This is a genomic window from Amycolatopsis dendrobii (genome assembly GCF_014145675.1).
Lineage (GTDB): Bacteria > Actinomycetota > Actinomycetes > Mycobacteriales > Pseudonocardiaceae > Amycolatopsis > Amycolatopsis dendrobii.
The window spans coordinates 39,384-61,921 of the sequence record NZ_JACGZW010000015.1 but is presented as its reverse complement, the minus strand read 5'-3'; the positions used below and the strand labels follow the sequence as shown (position 1 = coordinate 61,921).

15 protein-coding genes and 2 tRNA genes are annotated in these 22,538 nt (G+C 68.6%); 8 read left to right on the top strand and 9 right to left on the bottom strand.

Annotated features, from left to right (window positions below):
- Positions 1–37 precede the first annotated feature (37 nt).
- Both cobN and H4281_RS36555 read left to right on the top strand, forming a co-directional pair.
- Positions 38–3,643 (top strand): cobaltochelatase subunit CobN, encoded by a 3,606-nt coding sequence (cobN, locus tag H4281_RS36560; protein WP_182895547.1) that lies wholly within the window; start codon positions 38–40, stop codon positions 3,641–3,643.
- Between the two features lie 1,276 nt (positions 3,644–4,919).
- Positions 4,920–6,140: a chitinase gene (locus tag H4281_RS36555; RefSeq protein ID WP_182895431.1), complete on the top strand. Its 1,221-nt coding sequence runs from the start codon at positions 4,920–4,922 to the stop codon at positions 6,138–6,140.
- A gap of 88 nt (positions 6,141–6,228) precedes the next feature.
- Here the strand turns inward: H4281_RS36555 and H4281_RS36550 are convergent, their stop codons facing one another.
- The 4 genes from H4281_RS36550 to H4281_RS36535 form a co-directional block, all read right to left on the bottom strand.
- Positions 6,229–7,335 (bottom strand): dihydrofolate reductase family protein, encoded by a 1,107-nt coding sequence (locus tag H4281_RS36550; RefSeq protein ID WP_182895546.1) that lies wholly within the window; start codon positions 7,333–7,335, stop codon positions 6,229–6,231.
- Between the two features lie 32 nt (positions 7,336–7,367).
- On the bottom strand, positions 7,368–8,600 hold the full coding sequence (locus H4281_RS36545; RefSeq protein ID WP_182895430.1) for an aldehyde dehydrogenase family protein: 1,233 nt from the start codon (positions 8,598–8,600) through the stop codon (positions 7,368–7,370).
- Positions 8,601–9,027: 427 nt separating this feature from the next.
- The gene (locus tag H4281_RS36540) at positions 9,028–9,744 is read right to left on the bottom strand and encodes a M50 family metallopeptidase (RefSeq protein WP_182895545.1); all 717 of its coding nucleotides are present in this window, start codon (positions 9,742–9,744) and stop codon (positions 9,028–9,030) included.
- Between the two features lie 206 nt (positions 9,745–9,950).
- Positions 9,951–10,877, bottom strand: a complete 927-nt coding sequence (locus H4281_RS36535; protein ID WP_182895429.1) for a DNA-3-methyladenine glycosylase family protein — start codon at positions 10,875–10,877, stop codon at positions 9,951–9,953.
- Positions 10,878–11,042: 165 nt separating this feature from the next.
- Between H4281_RS36535 and H4281_RS36530 the strand changes: the two genes are divergently transcribed.
- From H4281_RS36530 to H4281_RS45940, 3 genes are all read left to right on the top strand, one after another.
- Positions 11,043–11,804 (top strand): class I SAM-dependent methyltransferase, encoded by a 762-nt coding sequence (locus tag H4281_RS36530; protein ID WP_182895428.1) that lies wholly within the window; start codon positions 11,043–11,045, stop codon positions 11,802–11,804.
- Between the two features lie 37 nt (positions 11,805–11,841).
- Positions 11,842–13,164, top strand: coding sequence for a M20 family metallopeptidase (locus H4281_RS36525; RefSeq protein ID WP_182895427.1), 1,323 nt, complete (start codon positions 11,842–11,844; stop codon positions 13,162–13,164).
- A 758-nt stretch (positions 13,165–13,922) separates the two neighbouring features.
- Positions 13,923–14,921 carry a S1C family serine protease gene (locus H4281_RS45940; protein ID WP_370648221.1) on the top strand — a complete coding sequence of 333 codons (999 nt, stop codon included), beginning with the start codon at positions 13,923–13,925 and terminating at the stop codon, positions 14,919–14,921.
- Between the two features lie 118 nt (positions 14,922–15,039).
- Here H4281_RS45940 and H4281_RS36515 read toward each other — a convergent pair whose 3' ends face one another.
- Positions 15,040–15,423 (bottom strand): DUF3224 domain-containing protein, encoded by a 384-nt coding sequence (locus tag H4281_RS36515; RefSeq protein ID WP_037817634.1) that lies wholly within the window; start codon positions 15,421–15,423, stop codon positions 15,040–15,042.
- A gap of 73 nt (positions 15,424–15,496) precedes the next feature.
- Positions 15,497–17,032 (bottom strand): helicase HerA-like domain-containing protein, encoded by a 1,536-nt coding sequence (locus H4281_RS36510; protein WP_182895425.1) that lies wholly within the window; start codon positions 17,030–17,032, stop codon positions 15,497–15,499.
- A gap of 118 nt (positions 17,033–17,150) precedes the next feature.
- Here H4281_RS36510 and orn point away from each other — a divergent pair, with 118 nt between their 5' ends.
- The 3 genes from orn (at position 17,151) to H4281_RS36495 (ending at position 18,263) form a co-directional block, all read left to right on the top strand.
- The gene (orn, locus tag H4281_RS36505; RefSeq protein ID WP_037817745.1) at positions 17,151–17,759 is read left to right on the top strand and encodes an oligoribonuclease; all 609 of its coding nucleotides are present in this window, start codon (positions 17,151–17,153) and stop codon (positions 17,757–17,759) included.
- 75 nt (positions 17,760–17,834) lie between these two features.
- A tRNA-His gene (locus H4281_RS36500) sits at positions 17,835–17,907 on the top strand.
- Positions 17,908–18,190: 283 nt separating this feature from the next.
- Positions 18,191–18,263 (top strand) — tRNA-Lys (locus H4281_RS36495).
- 65 nt (positions 18,264–18,328) lie between these two features.
- Here the strand turns inward: H4281_RS36495 and H4281_RS36490 are convergent.
- From H4281_RS36490 to H4281_RS46690, 3 genes are all read right to left on the bottom strand, one after another.
- On the bottom strand, positions 18,329–19,555 hold the full coding sequence (locus H4281_RS36490) for a tyrosine-type recombinase/integrase (protein WP_182895424.1): 1,227 nt from the start codon (positions 19,553–19,555) through the stop codon (positions 18,329–18,331).
- A gap of 882 nt (positions 19,556–20,437) precedes the next feature.
- Entirely contained in the window at positions 20,438–20,650 is a 213-nt protein-coding gene (locus H4281_RS36485; RefSeq protein ID WP_182895423.1) for a hypothetical protein, read from the bottom strand.
- A 203-nt stretch (positions 20,651–20,853) separates the two neighbouring features.
- Complete coding sequence (locus H4281_RS46690) at positions 20,854–22,494, bottom strand: B12-binding domain-containing radical SAM protein (RefSeq protein WP_182895422.1); 1,641 nt, start codon at positions 22,492–22,494, stop codon at positions 20,854–20,856.
- Between the last annotated feature and the right edge of the window lie 44 nt (positions 22,495–22,538).

Genomic DNA, 22,538 nt, shown 5'->3' with positions numbered 1-22,538 from the left:
ACGACCCGGGGCGCGGACACCCCGAGTGAGGAACGCCGTGATCCTGCTGCTGTCCACTTCGGACACCGACCTGCTCAGCGCCCGGGCCAGCGGCGCGGACTACCGGCTCGGCAACCCGTCCCGGCTCCCGCTGCAGGACCTGCCCGGACTGCTGGAGGGCGCGTCGATCGTCGTCGTCCGGATCCTGGGCACGCCGCGGACCTGGCAGGAAGGCCTCGACACGCTGCGCGCGTCCGGTGCGCACGTGATCGTGCTCGGCGGCGAGCAGACGCCGGACGCGGAGCTGATGAAGCTCTCCACCACGCCCGCCGGGATCGCCGCGCAAGCGCATCTGTACCTCGCGCAGGGCGGCCCGGAAAACCTCACGCAACTGCACCGGTTCCTGTCCGACACCCTGCTGCTCACCGGCGAGGGCTTCGAACCGCCCGCCGAACTGCCGTCGTGGGGCGTGCTTTCGCGGCCGGATTCGGCTGGTGACGGTCCGGTCATCGGGATCCTCTACTACCGCGCGCACCACCTGTCCGGGAACACCGGTTTCGTGCACGCCCTGGCCGACGCGGTCGAGTCCGCGGGCGGCCGCGCGTTGCCGATCCACACCGCGTCCCTGCGCACCCGCGCGCCGGAGATGATGGCCGAACTGGGCAAGGTCGACGCCCTGCTGGTCACCGTGCTGGCCGCGGGCGGCACCCGTCCGTCGGAAGCCGGAGCAGGCGGGGACGACGAATCGTGGGACGTCGCGGAAATGGCCGCGCTGGACGTGCCGGTGCTGCAAGCGTTGTGCCTGACCAGCGACCGCGAAACCTGGTCCGCCAGCGACGACGGCCTGTCCCCGCTCGACGCGGGCAACCAGATGGCGGTGCCCGAATTCGACGGCCGGATCATCACCGTCCCGTTCTCCTTCAAGGAATTCGACGACGACGGCCTCCCTCGCTACATCGCCGACGCCGAACGCGCCTCCCGCGTCGCGCGCATCGCCCTCGCGCACGCGCGGCTCCGCCACACCCCGCCGGAGTCTCGCCGGATCGCCCTGATGCTGTCCGCGTACCCGACGAAGCACTCGCGCGTCGGCAACGCAGTCGGCCTCGACACCCCCGCTTCGGCGATCAAACTCCTGCGCCTCATGCGCGACCGCGGCTACGACCTCGGCGCTGAGGCCTTCCCCGGCGTCGACCCGACCGGCACCGACCAGCCGGACGGCGACGCGTTGATCCACGCCCTGATCGCCGCGGGCGGCCAGGATCCCGAATGGCTCACCGAAGAACAGCTGTCCGGCAACCCGATCCGCGTTCCCGCCGCCCGCTACCGCTCGTGGTTCGCCGCGCTGCCAGCGGAATTGCGGGAGGCGATGGAAGAACACTGGGGCCCCGCACCGGGTTCGCTGTATGTCGACACGTCGGCGAACCCCGAGGGCGACATCGTCCTGGCGTCGCTGCAGTCCGGCAACGTCATCCTGATGATCCAGCCGCCGCGCGGATTCGGCGAAAACCCGGTCGCGATCTACCACAACCCGGACCTGCCGCCGAGCCACCACTACCTCGCCGCCTACCGCTGGCTGGAAGAGGAATTCGGCGCGCACGCCGTGGTCCACCTCGGCAAACACGGTTCGCTGGAATGGCTGCCCGGCAAGACCGCGGGCCTCTCCGCCGCCTGCGCGCCCGACGCCGTGCTGGGCAACCTGCCGTTGGTGTACCCGTTCCTGATCAACGACCCCGGCGAAGGCGCGCAAGCGAAACGCCGCGCGCACGCGACCATCGTGGACCACCTGGTCCCGCCGATGGCCCGCGCGGAATCGTACGGCGACCTGGCCCGCCTGGAGCAGTTGCTGGACGAGCACGCCAACATCGCCGCGATGGACCCGGCGAAACTCCCGGCGATCCGCGCCCAGATCTGGACCCTCATCCAGGCCGCGAAACTCGACCACGACCTCGGCGTAGAGGAACGCCCGCACGACGCCGAGTTCGACGACTTCCTGCTGCACATCGACGGCTGGCTGTGCGAGGTCAAGGACGCCCAGATCCGCGACGGCCTGCACATCCTGGGCGAGGCCCCCGTCGGCGAGGCCCGCGTCAACCTGGTCCTGGCGATGCTCCGAGCCCAGCAAATGTGGGGCGGCAAGCAAGGCGCGGTCCCCGGCCTGCGTTCTGCCTTGGGCCTGAAGGAAAACTCGGACGCCCCGCTGTCCGAAGTAGACGCCATCGAGTCGACCGCGCACACGCTGGTTTCTCGGATGGAGACCCACGAGTGGTCCCCTTCTTCGGTTTCTTCAGTGGTTACTGAGGTCCTTGGCGCTTTCGACGCCGAAGTCGCCCGCGTCCTGACCTTCGCCGCCACCGAAATCGTCCCCCGCCTGGCCGGCACTTCGTCCGAAACAGACGCGGTCCTGCACGCGCTGGACGGCGGCTACATTCCCGCCGGCCCCAGCGGTTCCCCGTTGCGCGGCTTGGTCAACGTCCTGCCGACCGGCCGCAACTTCTACACCGTGGACCCGAAGGCCATCCCCAGCCGCCTGGCGTGGGAAACCGGCCAGGCCCTGGCAGACTCCCTGCTCCGCCGCTACCGCGAAGACACCGGCGACTGGCCGCGGTCCGTCGGCTTGTCGGTCTGGGGCACCTCCGCCATGCGCACCTCCGGCGACGACGCCGCGGAAGTCCTCGCGCTGCTGGGCATCCAGCCGGTCTGGGACGAAGCCTCCCGCCGCGTGACCGGCATCGAACCCATCCCGCTCTCCGAACTCGGCCGCCCCAGGATCGACGTGACAGTCCGCATCAGCGGCTTCTTCCGCGACGCATTCCCGCACGTCATCACCCTGCTGGACGACGCCGTCCGCCTAGCCGCCTCCCTGGACGAGCCGGAGTCCGCCAACTACGTCCGCGCCCACGTCAACGCGGACCTGGCCGCCCATGGCGACAACCGCCGCGCCACCACCCGCATCTTCGGCTCGAAACCAGGTGCCTACGGCGCAGGACTGCTCCCCCTGATGGACTCCGGAAACTGGCGCGACGACAAGGATTTAGCCGAAGTCTACGCAGTCTGGGGAGGCTTCGCGTACGGCAGGGATTTGGACGGCCGCCCCGCTCGCGAAGACATGGAATCGTCGTACAAACGCATTGTGGTAGCCGCGAAGAACACCGACACCCGCGAACACGACATCGCCGACTCGGACGACTATTTCCAGTACCACGGCGGAATGATCGCCACCGTCCGCGCCCTGACCGGCTCCGCACCCGCTTCGTACGTCGGCGATTCCACCACCCCGGACGCCGTCCGCACCCGAACCCTGGGAGAGGAAACGGCGCGCGTCTTCCGCGCCCGGGTCGTAAACCCGCGCTGGCTGTCGGCAATGCGCCGCCACGGTTACAAGGGAGCTTTCGAACTCGCGGCAACCGTGGATTACCTCTTCGGCTTCGATGCCACCGCGGGCGTTGTGGGCGACTGGATGTACGAGAAGTTGTCGCAGTCGTACGTTTTGGATGAGGAAAACCAGCAGTTCCTGCGGGACGCGAACCCGTGGGCGTTGCGGGGAATCATCGAACGCCTGACGGAGGCCGCGGATCGCGGGTTGTGGGAAGAGCCGGATCCGGAGTTGATGGCCCAGATGCGTGAGGTTTACCTGACGCTGGAAGGCGATCTGGAGAACGACTGAACTGCTGCCGGCGGGTTGCCTCTGCCGGCGGAGACTCTTCCGGTCAGCTCGCCTCCCTCGCGCGGATGCCGCCCGGCAGGTTGACGGGCCTTGCCCACGCCTTCTCGCGGAACTCACTAGGGCAACCGCGGTGCCGGCATCCGCCATTCAGCCGATCTGCCGCCGACACGCCGCACCCGGCTACGCACGCTGCCCAGCCCCCGCGCACCATCCACCCCAACGACGCACGCCGCACCGTTCCAACCCATCGCATCAACCCGCGCCCCGGCCGTCGCCTCGTCGCGCGGCCCGCCCAGACAACGCACGCCGCACCATCTCAACCTGCTCGCCCCCGCAGCACCGCGCTCACTCGCTGCGCGACTCCCCCAAGCGCGCCCGCCGCCACCGCCCCAACGCCACCACACAGCGCGGCTCATCCACCGGCACCGCCCCAACCCGCCACACCGCCCTGCGCCACCACACAGCGCAACTCCTCCACCCCCCAACCCGCCACACCGCCCGCGCCCCTAGCCGTTACTCCGCCCCATGCCCTCGCCAAACCAGCCGCGCCGCCCCAGCCGCGCCGCCCCAGTCCGCCGCACCGTCCGGCAGTCCCGGCCGCAACTCCGCAACTCCGCAGCGCCGCCCTCGCCCTGAACTCACCAACCAACCGCGGCACCAGGCCCCCACCACCTCCGCCGGCGAACTAAGCCCGGCCGCCGAAACCTCAGCCCCCGCCGCCGAGCCCAAGCGTCACCCCCCCCGCCCCGTCAGCGTCACCAAACCGCCCCCAGCCACCCCGTCCCCAACCGCGTCGTCATCGCTGCCCCGCCAGAGCCACGAAACTCCGTCCACCCGCATTGCCCCCAACGGCGTTCTCATCGCTGCCTCGCCAGTCTCACGAAACTCCGCCCGCCCAGCCGCATTCCCCCTACCGCCAAGCCCGCCCCGCCCAGCCGCGCCACCACCACTGCTCACGCCACCACTCGCCGAACCGCCCGGACTTCCCCCGCCGGGCAGCCGCCGCGGTCCCCGGCCGACGTCCCCTTCCCGAGCCTGTCCAGTCCAACCGCACCGTCACCGTCTCCCCCTCTCCCCAGCGGACCACTCGCCCCCGCGGTCCGCGTCCCTTTGCGCGGACCCGTTGCGCCGCAAGGGTGAACCCGCCGCAGCGAATTCCGGCATACCTCCCGAACCAGCCCCCCGCGGGACAAGAGCAGCCGACCGCACCTTGACTTCATAATGGTCTAGTCCAATGCTTACCGCATTCATTTCCCGAATGCTCGCCGGAGGACAGATGCAGCGAAGCAGACTGGCCGCCACATTCGTCGCCGCCGCTACCGTGGCCGGGGCAGCTGCCGTCGTGGCCGCGACCGCCCACGCGCAGACCGGGGCGACGACCGGCCTCGACAACAACTGGTACGCCGCCGCGCCGTACCTCATGCCGCAGAGCAACAACCCGCCCGACCCGGTGACCGTCATGAACGCGACCGGGCAGAAAGCGTTCCAGCTGGCCTTCATCCTCGCGCCCAAGGGCGGCGGATGCAGCCCCACCTGGGACGGCACCACACCGGTCTCCTCGGACACGACCGTCGGCGACGCGATCAACCGCATCCGCGGCAACGGCGGCGACGTGTCGGTTTCGGTCGGCGGCTACGGCGGCACGAAACTCGGCCAGACTTGCGGCACTGTCGACGCGACCGCCGCGGCCTACCAGCAGGTCGTCGCGAAATACAACCTGAAGGCCATCGACTTCGACCTCGAAGAACCCGAGTACGAAGACACCGCGGCCATCGCGAACGAACTCGGCGCCGCGAAGAAACTCCAGGCGGACAACCCCGGCCTGTTCGTCTCGGTGACCATGCCGGGAACCGCGGCGGGCACCGGCTGGTTCGGCACTCAGCTGCTGGACCAGGCGAAGTCGATCGGCTTCTCTCCCAACAACTTCTCGATCATGCCGTTCGACGGCGGCTTCAACGGCGGCGGCGCGTCGCAGGTGTCGGCGCTCGAGGCGTTCCACGGCTTGCTCCAAAGCCACCTCGGCTGGGACAGCGACACCGCGTACGCGCACGAGGGTTTCTCGGGAATGAACGGGAAATCGGACACGTCGGAGATGTTCAACGTTTCCGATTTCCAGACCGTGTACGACTACGCGACGAGCCACCACCTCGGCCGGTTCACCTTCTGGGCGGTGAACCGCGACCGGCAATGCACGACGACGACCGACAACAGCGTGTGCTCGAACGTCCAGCAAAACGACTGGGACTTCACGAAGTTCACCACGCGGTTCGCCGGCGCGACGCCGCCGCAGACCACTCCGCCGACGACCCCGACCAGTCCGACCGGCAATCCCCCGGGAACCTGTTCGGCGCCGGAATGGCAGAAAACACAGGTTTACACCGGCGGCACAGTGGTTTCGCACAACAGCCACAAATGGACTGCCAAATGGTGGACCCAAGGCGAGGAACCCGGCACGACCGGCCAGTGGGGCGTCTGGACCGACAACGGAGGCTGCTGACCGGCCAGTTTTCCCGATCGGGCGTTGCGACGCGGATTCCGTGCCGCAGCGCCCGATCCGTCAGTCGCATTTCAGTCGCATTGAGGAATCAGGGACGAACGCCGGGCAGATGCGTATTCGCCCGGCGGACTTCCGAAGCCAGCGCGGGCACCTCGATCACCCGTCGTCCGGCCGCGACAAGCCGCTCGACCCCTTCGGCCTCGACGAACAACGACGGTTCCCGCCAGGCCATCACCACGCGCGGAATGGCCGTTTCGAGGATCAGCTGCGTGCAGCTTTTGGGGTGAGACGCGCGATCGCTGCACGGTTCGAGCGAGCTGTACATGGTCGCGTCGGCGAGTCGCGGATCATGCGGATCGAGCTTCGCCAGCGCGGATTCTTCCGCGTGGTTGCGCGGATCGCCTTCGCCCGAATGCCCGGTGGCGAGCACCGTCCCGTCCGGCAGCCCGACGACCGCGCCGACCCGGAACGTCGAGCTCGGCGGGCATTCGTCGGCGAGCTCGATGGCCTGCCGCAACCGCAGCAGATCGAGCGACGACGGTTCAGCCGCGGCGCGATATCGCAGCACCGCGACCTCTCCGAGCCGCCGCACTTCCGTCAGTTCCAGCGGTCGCGGGAACGCACCCGGCCCGAGAAACCGCGGCGCCCGCGGGTCGCCGACCATGATCGGCGCGATCGCGAGCCGGAGTTCGTCGGCGAGCCCGGCGTCGAGGAACTGCGTGTGCACTGCCCCGCCGCCCTCGACGAGCAGCGTCCGGATCCCGCGCGCGCCGAGATCGTCGAGGACGCGCTCGAGTCGTGGCGGACTGCCGACCTCCACGACGGTCGCGACCGCACTCAAGCTGTCCGCGCTGCCTCGCGGCGCGTAGACGAGCTTCTCGGCATCGCCGACGGTGAAGAACCGCGACGCCGGATCCAGCTTGCCGCTGCTCGTGACCGTCACCTTGACCGGTTGCTCCGGCCGTCCCGCCGCGACCCGCTCACGGCGGAGTTCGGCGGAGCGCACGAGGAGCCGCGGGTTGTCGGCCCGCACCGTGCCCGCGCCGACGAGGATCGCGTCGGCCTCGGCACGGAGCCGGTCGACCTCCGCGAAGTCGTCCTCGTTGGACAACAGCAGACGGGTGCTGCCGGCGTCGTCGAGGTAGCCGTCCAGCGACTGCGCCGCGGACAGCAGGACGTGCGGCCGCCCGGTCATCGTGCCCATCCGCTCATCGTGCTCCGGCCAGGTCAGGCAGGCACTACGGCGTACTGGCGGACGTACAGGTCGGTGTAGGTCACCGGCCCGCGCGGCCCCGGCACCCGGTCGAGGTTGATGCCGGTTTCGGGCACCGCGAGCAGCTTGAAGCCGTCCAGCAGCCGGGTCGGCGCGTTCCAGAACACGCCCGTGCCGGTGTAGCCGTCGAAGAACTGCTCCGCGGCCGCCGGGTTCTCGGTCGCGATCCCCGCGGCGAGCCCGGACGTGCGCTCGTTCGCGATCTCGACCGCGTCGACCAGCCCGCCGACCTTCTCCACGGTGACCGTCGCCTCCCGCTCGGAGTCCAGCGCCCACTCGTAGCCGATCGGATGCTCGTGCGGCGCGAGCGAGGGCGTGACGCCGCGCTCGGCCAGCGCCGACTCGATCTGCGGCCACACCGTGTCGTGCACGTCCTCGTGGATCAGCAGCAGGTTCAGCCGGTTGCAGACGCCGAGCCGGTCAAGGCTCGAGAACACGAGGTCACGGACCTTGCCCGCATCCGCAGCGGCGTCGACGTACAGCACTCCACCGCCGTCGGCGTGCGCCAACGTGCGCACCCCGTGCACCGCGGCCTCGGTCGCCAGCGCGCGTGTGCTGTCACCGCTGCCGCGCAGGATGACGAGCGGCACGAGCCCAGGCAGCCGAACCAGCGCCGACGCCGCCTCGCGCTCCACGCGCGGCACCAGCTGCACGACGTCCGGGTTGATCCCGGCGGCCTCGAGCGCGGGCGCGATCACGACGTCCCGCAACCGCTGCGCCGAACCCAGCGCCGCCGACCCGGTCCGCAGCACGCCACCGTTGCGCGATTTGACCAGCTGCGACGCCACGTCGACCGTCACGTTCGGCCGCGCCTCGTAGTTCGCGCCGATGACACCCACCGGACGCCGCCGCTCGACCAGCCGCAGCCCACCGTCCAACGTGGACACGTCGACGGACCGCTCCTGGTGCGGCGCGCCGGCCAGCAGCCGCAGTTGCGCAGCCATCCCGTCGAGCCGCTCGGGCGTGATGGTGAGCCGGTCGAGCAGCCCGGCGCTCATCCCGTCGGCCGTAGCCTTGGCGACGTCGGCCCGGTTGGCCTCGAGCACCTCGTCCCGGTGCGCGACGAGCCGCTCCGCCATCCCGACGAGCGCCGCGTCCACCGCGTCGTCCCCGGCGGCAGCCAACGACGGCGCAGCAGCCTTCGCCGCCCGCGCACACTCCTCGACGGCCTTCGCGACCTCGTCCATCGCCTGTCTCCCTCCGGCGGCTCAGCAGACGTCCAGTCTGCCGTACCGCCCACATGGGGAGACGACGGGCTCAGCCCTCGGGACACCCGCGGCGGCGGTTTCCTGGTCGGCAACATGGTCGGCACCGCCGCCGTTCACGGCCGCGGTGGCTCTGCCTGCGGCCCGCCACTGGCACGGACGCAGGCCGCGCCGACCACTCGCGCCGGCCAGAGCACGGGCTCGCGATCGCACCGTCGCGGTTCCGCGCTGCCCGCCTGGCTCGCCGACCGCCGCCAATTCAGCGGCCGCCGCCAGTTCACCGGCCGCCCAGCAGGCACTCCGCGCACCACCGGCTCCACCGCAACCCAGCGATCCCGCACCGTCGCACGACGCCACCGAGCCGCCAGCCCGTGTCACCTCACCGCAAGCCAGAACCGCAGCGACCGCGTCACAACGCCAACGGCTGCAGCAACCACAATCCGCCAGCGATCACGCAGCTCGCCGTGAGCACGCCGAACACCAGCACCCACAAGACCGCAGGCACAGCGGTCAACCGGCTCAACTGGTCGGCGTCGGAGTCCCGCGCCTGGCCACGCCGCCGTTTGAGCTGAAGCTCCACCACCGGCCGAACCCCGCCGAACAGCAGGAACCAGGTCAGCAGATACACGAACGGCGCCTGCACCACCTTCGGCGCGACCAGAGCCACCAATCCGAGCACGACAGCGCTCGCCACCACCGTGAACACGCCGTAGGCGTTGCGCACCATGATCAGCACGCCCAGCAGCAGCAACGCGACCAGCACGAGCACCGTGGTGATCAGGTCGGCCCCGACCAGGCTCGCGAACAGCAGTCCCAGGACCGACGGCGCGATGTATCCGGCCAAGGCGGTGAACGCCATGCCCGGCCCCTCAGGCTTGCCACGCGACACGGTGACCCCGGAGGTGTCCGAGTGCAGCCGGATCGACCGCAGCCGCCGTCCGACCGTCACCGCGGCCAGCGCGTGACCTGCCTCGTGCACGATCGTGATGACGTTGCGGGCGAACCGCCACGGCGTCCCGCCGGCCAGCACGACCAGCAACGCGATCCCGCCGGTGACCAACGTGATGACGCTCGGCGTGTTCGCCTGTTCCAGCGCCGCTCCGACTGTCCCAGTGCCCGCTGCCATGGCCGCACCGGAGAGTTCTCCGGTGCCCGGTCGAGCACTGAGCACAGTCGAGACGGCGAGTGCAGGCGTAGTCACGCGGACACCTCACCACAGGCCCTATTTGGCTGCTGTGAGTGCCCGGGCAACACCCGTCGACCGCGATTCGGTATGGCGCGGCCTCATTCCATGGCGTCTCCCTCCTGTCGATCCGCGACTTCAAGCACCGTTCAGTCCGTCACCTCCCCGGACACCGACGCGCTCAGCCGATCAAGCCGGAACAGATGGGCGACCCACGACCGATACGGACGCCAATCCTCAGCCAGCGGTTCAAGCTCGTCCGGCGGCGTGTCGGGAGGCAACGCGTACTCCGCGCACAGAATCTGGTGGAGCTGGGTGTCCAAGCGGGGAAAGAGATCGGGATGTCCCGCGCCGCGCAGCAGGACCTGCTCGGCGGAAAACGCTCCGATGCCCGGGATCGCGCACAGCCTGCTCAACGCGTCGGGGATCGGCAGCGCCAGCAGCTCTTCGGTGTCCAGGCGGCCGTCGACAGCTGCCCGGGCGACAGCTCGAAGGCGTGCGAGCCGAAACGGCCCCACTGCCGGTTCGTCGCCCAGCTCGGCCAGAATCTGCGGCGACGGAAAGGAAAACAGCCCGTCTTCGCCCACCTGACGGCCATGCCGCACAGCGAGCTGGTCGCGAAATCGCCTCGCCTGCTGGGTCCGCATTCCTTGCGTGAGCACAGCCCAGCAGGCCGCTTCATACGGCGACGAAAACAGCACTGGGCGAGCTCCGCTGTGACGGGCGTGCAGCCGCCGGACCACCGAGTCCCGGCTCGCGATCTCGGCGAACCCGGATTCGTCGACATCGAGCGAAAGCATCCGGCTCACCTGCGCGACCACCCGCGCGGCGATCTCCACCGGCGCCGCCACTCCGACCTCGACCGTGCCCGGGGATCTCTGCCGGATCGCGGCACCGGCATGGGTCCAGGCGCCCTCCACCGGGAACGCCACCCGCAGCACGCCCGGTTCGGCGGCGAAGGCCCCCGCCGGGCCAGCCCCGGCGAGCCACCGCGAGGCGGCACTCAGGTCGAAGGCCCCGTGCACGGCGATTTCGCCGGTGGGCAGGTCGATCGGACGCAGGATCGGTGCGGTCATCAGTCAGTCCTCCTCGCTGGTCTCCGCGAGTCGGAGACCGTGCGGACGACGTTAGGAACAGGCACCGACAATGCCGGGCCTCGAACGCTTGATCGGACAGATCTTCACTCGAACGAGTGAGCCACTGATGCCGCATACTGCCGGTATCCCACCGAGAGGACCTCCGTGCCGCACCACAGCACTCAGCAACGGCTCACCGATCTGCTCAGCGAGCCGGCCACGACAGCCGACGGCTTCCGCGACACGCTCGGCGACGCGGCCCAGGCCGGCCCGCCCACCGGGCTCACTCAGCGGCTCATGCGCACCACGCTGCTGCCGCAGTTCTACGAACGCTACTGGCGGCCCGTGCTCGGCCGCGTCCTCAAAGGCCCCAGCGGCCCGAGCATGGCCGGCGAGGTCGCGCTGGCCTCCGAACGGCTCGCGCTGCAGCCGGGCCAGGTCGTGCTCGACGTCGCGTGCGGGACCGGCAGGTTCACGCGCGCGTTCGGGGACGCGGTGGGACCGGACGGGCTCGCGATCGGCCTGGACGGCGCACGCAGCATGCTTTCGCGCGCGGTCGAAGAAACTGATTCGCCGACCGTGGCCTACCTTCGCGCCGACGCGGTCGAACCGCCGCTGCTTTCCTCCACTGTGGACGCTGTTTGCTGTTTCGCCGCCTTGCACATGTTCGCCGAGCCGGAACGCGCGCTCGATTCGTTCGCCCGGATTCTGCGTCCGGGCGGCCGGATCGTCCTGCTCACGAGCGCCCGCCGAGACTGCCAGCTGGCCCGGATCGCCGACACCGCAGGAGGAATTGTCAGCGGGCAACGCATGTTCGACCGCGGGGAGATCGCCGCCAGCTTGCGCGCGCGTGGCTTCGACGAGGTGCGCGAGCAGTACTTCGGCGTGGCCCAACTCGTCTCCGGTCGACTGTCCGACGTGCAGTGATCCATTTCTGTCGGGGTTCGGAGTTAGCATTCCCCGCATGACCCACGCCGCACCTGTCCCGCCCGACGACAGCCACCTCCGTTCCCTCATCGAAGCCACCGCCGATGCCGTGGCCGCCGCCGAACCGCTCAGCTCCGATTACGCCGGGGCTGACGCGGAAACCCGTGCTGCGGTTGAAGAAGAAGTGCGTTCCCGCGCGGACGAACTTGTCGCGCTCAGCCAGGATCTGCACGCGCATCCGGAAGAGGGGTTCGCCGAACACCGGTCAGTCGGTGCTCTCGCCGAGCTGCTGCGCGCCCACGGACACGAAGTCACCGTTGGGCTCGGCGGGCTGGACACCGCGCTGCGCACCGGGACTCCGAACAACGACGGGCCGCACATCGCTGTTCTGTCCGAGTACGACGCGCTGCCCGGATTGGGGCATGGCTGCGGGCACAACGTGATTTGCACTGCCGGAGCGGGCGGGTTCCTCGGTGCGGCAGCAGTGGCCGAACGGCTCGGCGGGCGTGTGTCGCTGGTGGGCACTCCCGCGGAGGAAGGCGGTGGCGGCAAGGAGACACTCGCGCGAGCTGGGGTCTTCGACGATGTCGACGCGGTGATCATGCTGCACCCGTTCAGCCACGACATCGCGTTGCACCCGTTCCTTGGCAGGCGGCAGCTCGAGATGGTGTTCCACGGCGTCGGCGCACATGCTTCAGCGCAGCCGTTCATGGGACGCAACGCGCTCGACGCGGCGGTGGCGGCTTATCAAGGAGTGTCCGCGCTGCGCCAACAGCTGCCGTCGAGCGACCGGGTGCACGGCATCTTCACCGACGGCGGTGCACGGCCGAACGTGATCCCTGCCCGGGCGGCTCTTCTGTTCTACCTCCGGTCGGCGAATCCCGACACGCTGCGCGACTTGGCCGGCCGGATGACCGCGATCGCCCACGGCGCGGCGGAAATGACTGGCTGCGGGGTGGAATTGCACTGGGACGCGCAGCCGGCGTATCTGCCGATCCGGTTCAACACGACGCTGGCCGGACGATGGTCGGTCAACCAACAGGGCACCGGGCGGAAACCGCTGCCGCCGGGCATCGTGCCGGAGTTTCTGACCGGCAGCACGGACCTCGGGAATTTGTCTTTCCGGATGCCCGCGCTGCACCCGATGATCGCGGTCTCCGGGCCGACGGTCGCCTTGCATACCAAGGAATTCGCCGATGCTGCCGGGTCGCCGACAGGTGATCAGGCGGTCGTCGACGGCGCGTTGGGGCTGGCTCTGACAGTCGCCGACTATCTCGCCGACGCGGAGTTGCGCCAAGCCGTGCATGACGAGTTCGAGGCAGCGGGAGGGGCGCTGGACGTGCCGAGTTTCTTTGACTGACAGGTAGTGAGGGGCGGATGACGACGGCCGGGAGGTTGGAAAGGAGGTGCGCCGCAGTCGGATTGACGGGTTGGGCTGACGCTTTGGACGAGTTGGGCTGGCACTGGGCCGGTATGAGTGGCGAGCACCGGTGGGCTCATGGTCCTGACAGGCGCCGCCCTGCCTTGGCCTCACGGCACGGCACGGCACGGCACGGCACGGCACGGCACGGCACGGCACGGCACGGCACGGCACGGCACGGCACGGCACGGCACGGCACGGCACGGCACGGCACGGCACGGCACGGCACGGCACGGCACGGACGAGGATGCACTGCCTGAGAACGGCTGAGAATTCTCAGCTGATTCTTCTCAGGAAAGCCTGAGGGTTTTCCACAGGCTGCTCATAAGCACGGGCGCGAGTCTGGGTTCATGACCGAGAACGAGAGCCGGCCCGGCCCCGCTACAGCCGGTGGGCGCCAGCCGCACCAGAGCAGTGAGCAGTACGGGCAGTATCGGACCGGGTCGAGTCCGTTCGCCGCGGGGCAGGGGCAGCCGCAGGAGGTCGGAGGCGGGCCTGTCGGGCAGGCCGGAGCGCGTGGCGGGCAGGAGACTGCCGCCAGCGCTCAGCAGGCGGGGCCGAGCGGCGCGCAGCCGCCCAGCGGTGCGCAGGCAGTCGGATCGGGCGCGGCATGGGCTCCCCAGACGGGTGCTGTCGCGGAGTCCGGGCCGAACACCGGGCCTCTGCCGAACGTGCACGCCGCACATCCCCAAACCGGCATTCCGCGCCAGCAACCGAACACGCAGCACCACGAACTCGGCACCCCGCACCAGGAAACCGGCACGCCGCATTACCGAGCCAGCGCGCCGCAGCAGCAGCCCGGCACTCCGCACTACGGCCCGATGCCGCAGCCCGCACAACCACCTGCGGCCCTGGCTGGTCCGAGGAAGCGACCCGGCCGCCTGGCCGCACTGGTCGGGGCTACGGCGCTGGCCGCGGCTCTTCTCGGCGGCGGTGCCGGTGCGGCGATCGTCGGGCTGACAGGTGGTTCCAGTGCGTCCTCAAGCACCGCGTCGCCGGCCGCCACTGGGCAGACCATCAGCAACACCACAGCCTCAGGGGACGTCAGCACCGTCGCGGCGAAGGTGGTGCCCAGTGTCGTTCAGGTGAACGTCACGACCGGTCGGGGCACGGCGATCGGATCGGGCGTCATTCTCACCGCGGATGGTCGGATCCTCACCAACGCGCACGTCGTGCAGGGGGCGCAGACCGTCACGGTCACCACGTCGGACGGCAAGAAGTACCAGGCCAGGGTCGTCGGCTCGGACACCAAGAGCGACATCGCCGTCCTGCAGGCGCAGGGCGCGAGCGGGCTCACCGCGGCGACGCTCGGCGATTCGAGCAAGCTCGCCGTCGGGCAGCAAGTGATCGCGATCGGGTCGCCGGGCGGGTTGCAGAACACCGTCACCACCGGCATCGTCAGTGCGCTCAACCGGCCGCTTTCCGACGTCGGGGGCGGCGACGGCGATCAGCAGAACTCGCCTTTCGGGAGGCAGACCTCGAACGTCACGTCCGGGCCCAGCTACACCGCGATCCAGACCGACGCTTCGATCAACCAGGGCAACTCGGGCGGCGCGCTCGTCGACGGCCAGGGCCGGGTGATCGGCATCAACTCCGCGCTCTACAGCCCGAACTCGTCGGCGGGCAGCGTCGGAATCGGGTTCGCCATCCCGATCAACGACGCCAAGAAGATCGTCGACCAGATCGTCAACGGCTGACCGGAACTCCGGAGGCGGACCGTGGTCGGGGCGGCCCGCCTCCGCTCCTCACTTTCGGGACGGTGAGGAAACCTGGCCGCTCTCTCCGGGAAATCGGGGCCTGGAGAGAGCGGCTTCTTCACGCGCCCGGCAGTTCGTAGACCAGTGTGAACGTGTGCTTGCCCTCGTCGACGGCGATGTCGGCCGATCCGGAGATGCCCGCCAGTTCGTCCGTGCCCGAACCGGGCAGCAAGACCAGCGACAGTCCCTCGTCTCCGGCCGTGTGCCGGAGGACGAAGCTGCCCTTCCGACCGTCGACGGAGCCGGTGAAACGCTCGAAGGCGACGTATGCGCGCGACGTCTCGTTCGACGCCGTCAGCATTTCGACCCGGCTGGTTCCCTCGACCGCGCCGGTGAACGTCTTCTCGATCAGTACCTGCGCGAACGCCGTGCCACCGGCCTCGTCCTGCGCCTGCGGCTCCCATTTGTCCAGCTCGAACGCGGCGACGGCGGTCCTGGTCATGCTGTTGCTCCTCTGCCGGAAACTCGATCCCGCACAGTCAACCGCCGATACCTGCCATCTCCTGTCAGGTATCTCAGCGCCGCCGGTTGCCGAACAGCCCTCGCGAGAACTCCCGGCCGAGCGAACTCGCCGCCGAGCGCATGAACGACTTCACCGCGGGGTTGCTCAGCACCTGCGAGATCATCCCCGGTTCCTCCTTCTCCGGGTGCGCGGCCGGTGCCTCGGGCTCCGCGGCCGGCGCGGCATCCGGGGCCGGCACGGCTTTCGCCGCCAACTTCTCGTACGCCGACTCGCGGTCGATCGTCTCCCCGTACTTCGCGTTCAGCTCCGACGACGCGACCGCCGCACGGATCGCATCCGCACCGATCGACCCCATCTTCGACCGCGGGGCGCGCAGCCGCGTCCACGCGACCGGCGTCGGCGCGCCGCGTTCGGACAGCACGGTGACGATCGCCTCGCCGATCCCCAGCGACGTCAACGCCGTCTCAAGGTCGTAGTGCGGCGACTTCGGATACGTCTTCACCGTGCGCGCCAACGCTTTCTGGTCGTCCGGTGTGAACGCGCGCAACGCGTGCTGCACCCGAGCGCCGAGCTGGGACAGCACGTTGTTCGGGATGTCGGTCGGCAGCTGCGTGCAGAAGAACACGCCGACGCCCTTCGACCGGATGAGCTTCACCGTCTGCTCGATCCGCTCGAGGAACGCCTTCGACGCGCCGGAGAACAGCAGGTGCGCCTCGTCGAAGAAGAACACCAGCTTCGGCTGGTCGAGGTCGCCCTCCTCAGGCAGCTCCTCGAACAGCTCGGCCAGCAGCCACATCAGGAACGTCGAGAACAACGCCGGTTTGGACTGCAGATTGTCCAGCTCCAGCAGGGTGATGACGCCCTTGCCGTCCTGCTGGCGCATCAGGTCGTGGACGTCCAGCTCGGGTTCGCCGAAGAACTCCTCGCCGCCCTGAGCCTCCAGATTGGACAGTGCGCGCAGGATGACGCCCGCCGTCGCCGCGGACACCCCGCCGATGCCCTTGAGGTCTTCCTTGCCCTCATCGCTGGTCAAGTGCGTGATGACCGACCGCAGGTCCTTGGTGTCCAGCAGGGCGAGACCGCGCTGGTCAGCCCAGTGGAAGATCAGCCCGAGCGTCGATTCCTGCGTCTCGTTGAGGCCAAGCACCTTCGACAGCAGCACCGGGCCGAAGCTGGTGATCGTCGCGCGCACCGGGATGCCGGTGCCGCTCGTGCCGAGCGACAAGAACTGCACCGGACCCGCCTCGGGCGCCCATTCGTCGCCCAGTTCCGCGGACCGTTTCGCGGTGCGATCGCTCGGCTCCCCGGGCGCGGACAGGCCGGACAGGTCGCCCTTCACGTCGGCCAGTACGACCGGGACCCCGGCCGCGGACAGCTGTTCGGAGATCAGCTGGAGCGTCTTGGTCTTGCCGGTGCCCGTCGCGCCCGCGACCAGCCCGTGCCGGTTCAGCGTCGCCAGCGGCAGCCGGACCGCGGCCGACGCTTCCGTCTTCCCGTCGATCACCACCGCGCCCAGTTCGACGGCCGCCCCGTCGCTCACGTATCCCTGCGCGATCTCCGCCGCTGGTCCCGACGCTTGCTCGGCCACTGGCCGCACCTCGTTCCGAGTCCGAAATCACACCTCGTTGCACTGGCTGACCGAGCGTAACGCGCCGGAAGCCCAGGTGACGCCGCTGATATCCCCGTGTCGGGTTAGGGTGGTGCGGGTGAACGACCATCTTGTCTGGATCGACTGCGAGATGACGGGGCTCGACCTCGGCAAGGACGCGTTGATCGAAATAGCCGCGCTGGTGACCGACGCCGACCTGAACGTGCTGGGCGAGGGCGTCGACATCGTCATCCACGCCGACGACGCCAAGCTCGACGGCATGCCGCAGGTCGTCCACGACATGCACGCCAAGTCCGGCCTCACCGAAGAAGTCCGCGCCTCGACGACCACGCTCGCCGAGGCCGAGCAGCGCGTGCTGGAGTACATCCGCGAATGGGTGCCGGACCCGGCCAGCGCGCCGCTCGCAGGCAACTCGATCGCCACCGACCGCGGCTTCATCGCCCGCGACATGCCGGAGCTCGACAACCACCTGCACTACCGGATGGTCGACGTGTCGTCGGTGAAGGAGCTCGTGCGCCGCTGGTACCCGCGGATCTACTACGCCAAGCCGGAGAAAGGCCTGGCCCACCGCGCGCTCGCGGACATCAAGGAGTCCGTCGGCGAACTCGAGTACTACCGCGCGATCGCCTTCGTCCCCCAGCCCGGCCCGACGAGCGACGAGGCCAAAGCCGCCGCCGCCGAAGTGCTGGAACGCCACCGAGGGTGACCCCCTGAAAAGCGCTCGCGGGCACCCGCTAGGATTGCTTCCAGCAAGGCGATCGCGAGATCTTTTTGCCAGATGGTGGCTATAGCTCAGCTGGTAGAGCACCTGGTTGTGGTCCAGGAGGTCGCGGGTTCGAGCCCCGTTAGCCACCCTTGCACCCCGGCTTCACCGAGATCTTTTTCGGAGAAGCCGGGGTTTTGTCATTTCCGGGGTAGTGTTGGCGGTACCGGTGTCGCGCGGGTCACTGCGTCCTTTCGCCCGACCAGTCCACTGCCGCGCCGGCCGACGCTGACCGGGTTCGCGGTAGGTCACCGCCGCTGACCTGGGCCGTTGCCCCGGCGAGCCGGAAAGGGGACCCCCCTGAAACGGGGCTTGAACGCCCTGCTAATCTTTTCCACGTCGCCGAGGGAAACCACAGCGACGGGAAGCACCAAGCGCCATTAGCTCAATTGGCAGAGCAGCTGGCTCTTAACCAGCGGGTTCGGGGTTCGAGTCCCTGATGGCGCACAGTTCTGAATCGAAGCCCATCTGCAGGGTTCCTTCATCACGGGGATCTTGCCGGTGGGCTTTGATCATGAGTGGGACCGGCGTGGGGCCGAATGCGGCCGCGCCCGTCGATGTTGCTTCTTAGCCACCCTTCCCCGGCTGCGGCGTCCCTTTCCTCGTCTGCGCTGTTTTGTCCTTCCTCGCTCTCGCAACGCGATCGCGGTGTCGCGGGCGGCCTCCAACACCAGCGCCGCAGTTGCCTCGGCAGCGCGGTGAGCCAGACAAGGCAGCACGCTCGTGTAAGTGTCCGCGGTGAGCACAATGCTGGAGTGCCCGAGCATCGCCTGCACGACCTTCAGATCGTTGCCCGCAGCCAACGACAAGCTCGCCGCGCCATGCCGCAGATCGTGCAACCGGACCGGCGGCAAACCCGCCTCCACCAACAATCTCGTGAATGTGTGCGTCACATATCCCGGGCTCAACGGCCCGCCGGCCCGGTTGGCGAACAGGAACCCGACCGGCTCACCACCGTCACCTTGCCGCCGCTGCGACCGAAGCACCCGCAACGCCGCCACCAGGCCATGATCCAACGCCACCGTGCGCACGCTCGCCTCGGTCTTCGGCGGACACACCACCGTGCGGCCACCGCGGTCCTGGACCTGGTGCGACACCTGCACCACGCCGGCGTCGAGGTCGAGATCGCACCACCGCAGCCCCGCCACCTCACCACGCCGCAACCCGAGCAACGCCACTGCCAGATACAGCACGTACAACGGGTGACCGCGAGCATGCTCCAGGAATTCGGCCGTCTGTTTCGCCGTCCACACCGCCACCGGCGGACGCTCCCCGGTAGCTCGCCAATGCGCCACCCGCGCATCCGTCCACACCACCGCGCGCGGCCGCCGTCCCGAGGGCAACTCCACCAGATGCGCGGGATTTCGCTCGATCAACCCGACCCGGATCGCGCCGTTCAACGCCGTATGCAGCGTGCCGCGGATCCGCACGAACGTCGCCGGCGACAACGGCCGCTGTCGCGTCGCGTTCGCCCGGACGAGCCCGACGAACATCGCCTGAACCCGCGCCACCGTCAACGACCGCAACGGCACGCTCCCCAGACACGGCTTCAAATAGTCGTTCACCTGCTGTGTGTACAGCCGACGCGTGTTGAAACTCAAGCTCTGCCGCATCTCCAGCAAAATGTCCAGCCACTGCCCCACCGTCACCGCACTCCGCCCCGGAACCACATCCCCGCCCACCAGATACGCCCGCGCCTGCTCCGCAGCCACACGCGACCGAAACCCGCCGCGGCGCACCCGATGCCGACGACCGTCCCGGCCGCACGGCAACTCCAGCGAGAAATACCAACTCCCATGGCCCCGCTCCCCCAACCGAGGACAACGCCCGCCACCCGCTTCACTTCGCGCCCTGCAACCGCACCGCTTGTACACCGCCGCTCGCCTCATCACGACCTCCTTGCCGATCCCCCAGCGCGCGCCTCCGTCTCCTCAACGACCACACGCTGCTCGCGGGGATAGCCTGGGCGAATGACCAGCGCCCCCAGACGCCGCCGCGGAGTCAAAGTCACCGTCGAAGCAATCGTCGACATCACCGACGAGAACGCAATCGAACAAGCCGCCATCGCCGACATCGAAGCAACACAGTTCTCCGTCTTGCCCGGCAGCGACCTCACTGTCGCGCAGGTCCGGCAGCAAGAGCAGGACCACATCCGCGGCGACGCCGTCGCCGCCGTGCAATGGTTCATCGACTCCGCGCCGGCGACTGGCCCGAACCCCGCTGCCCAGCCGAAGAAATGGCGCTGCACCTCATCCTGCGCTACGCGGAATCCGCCGACGCCGACGACGACTGGGCCAGCCTCACCGGACGCTACGCGGACCTGCCCGAGCACAAGGACGACTACAACTGGAACATGCTCACCGAAATACTTTTCCAAGACACCGACATACTCGCGCTGTTCAGCAGACGACTCGACAGCATCGAAGACTCCGACACCGACCAAACTGAAAACTCGGCATCGGCGACTACCGGCCCCAAGCCTGGTTCGAATGGTTCCTCAATATGGAACCGCAGGACTCTGGACGACCCTTGCGCCGCTGAACGAGATGAATGCCCGATTACCGTCGAACTTGCTCATCATCCCCAGCATTTGCTCAGCGCGCATACACAAATCGCGGGCTTTACTTGTACACGGAATCCGCATCAGGTCCTGTCCCGATGGCTGTCTGGCCGTCGTAGCCGTTCCCCGCCGGTTTCGACCACTTGGCGGTGTCCACGTACCCGCTGAAGTCGGTCAGGTGCGAGACCGCGAGCGCGCGGACCCCGGCGCGCTGGGCGACGGTGCCGACTTCGCCCACCAGGGTGCAGGCCTCCTGCATGTGATTTTTCACCACGGCGGACGTCCCGGCCTTGGCACGGCCGACAACGGCACCGCATCGGCGATGTCTCGAGCTTGCGCTCGCGAACCCGGCCGCGCGTGCGCAAGCCTGCGCTGGGCTAACGCGTTCCGTCCTCGCCGCGCTCGGCATATCGTGACGCGGTGACGACCGAACCGGACTAGGGGCCCGGCACCGGGCCGATGCTTGTGTGCGACTTATTAATAAGACCACAGCAGACTGACCAACAGGCTTTTCGGCAAGCGCTGCTGGGAAATCTCTTTCGCGAATGCCCGGTATCTACGGTGCACATCAGCTCGTTCTTCGCTCGTCATGGCCGGATCGACGCAGTCGAAGTGGTTCAACCCGAACTGGGCCTGTCCCTTCGTATCGAGGCTGCCGGTCCCGATCAGGCCGAACCGCTCCGGGTCCCGCCCGACGTTCGAGGACCTGGTGGGCTCGAACGGAAAGACGCTAACGCTGTCGATGCAATCAGCCAGTTCTCTGACTTCGCGGAGGGTGTCGAGAGACTCCCGATAGGTGGTCGAGGGAAGATCCGGAATCAGATTGACCGTCAGCTTCATTCCAGCGTCCTTGGCCTCCCTGAGGAACCGGAGGTTCTCCTCGCGATCGGCCGATTTGTGAACCAGATTGAGCACTCGGGTGTTGGTGGTCTCCATCCCGACGGTCAAGAACTCGCAACCGGCTCGCACCATCAACCGCAACAGGTCCTTGTCAAAGCGACGGTCGACCATGGCAAATGAGTTCCATGCGATCAGGACTTCACGCTCGATGAGCAACTGGCTCATCCGGCGGGCGAACGCGGGAGGAATGGACTCAGTGATGAATCGGAAGCGCCGCACCCCAGTCTCCTCGACCAACGCTTCGATCTCGTCAACGAAGTTGTCCGGCCGCCGCCCCCGAAACGGCGGGCTTCCGTCGTAGAGTTCGACGAAGTCGCAATAGTCGCATTTGCCCCAGTAGCAACCGCGGGCCTGCGTAACTCCCAACGTGGTGCCGACCACCCGGTCGAGTGCTGCCTTCGGATAGGCAGGCACCGGCAGCGTGTTGATGTCGGGTCCGGGAGCGGGCGGCTCGTGTCGAACCCGGTCCCCGTCCCGATAGGAGACACCGGCGATTCCGGCCGGGGAGAAGCGGCCTGCGCATGCCCTGCGAGCTAGTTCGAGCAGCGGGTACTCGCCGTCGAAGCGAACTACGCAATCCACTGCCGTGTGGTTGGCCAGCAGGATTTCCAGGTCCGGCGGGCTCATCAGGCTGAGGGTTCCGCCGCCAAGCACGACCGGGATGTCCGGCAGTTCCCGCTTCAGCATGGCGGCCAGCAGAAGCGACAGCTCAAGTTGCGGTCCCATCGGGATCGAGATACCGATCAGCAAGGTGTTCGCCGGGATGCGTTCGACGATGTTCGACTCCCGGTAGAACTGCTCGAAGACGTCGAGCGGATGGCGGTCGGCGCGCACGGCCTCCAGCACTTCGTCGCCTCGGTCGACTTGAAACGGGTTGACGAGCAGGCCGAGCATGTAACCGTTGCCGCCGGTGAACCGGTGCCTGCCCTGCTCGTCGACGAGACGGTGGATGTTGCTCGCTGCCCAACGAGCGGCGGCCGCCGCTGGCGAGCCTTCTGGCGCGCCGGGAATTCGTCCGGCCCTAAGCCGATGGAGCATGTCCTCGCGGAGCAAATGCAGCGCGAACTCTTCGTTGAGGTCCTCCTGCGCACACCCGATGCCATGCGCCTCCAGGAACGCGGCGAGCACGGCGGTGGAAGGGTAGAAGCTGCCGAAGTTCGTCTCGATCAGCGGCGGGAAGATCAACGTGACCCGGTCTTCGTGGACGGTGGTTGGCACGTGCCTGCTCCGTTTCTCGCTTGCGACGACTGGTGCAGTGACAG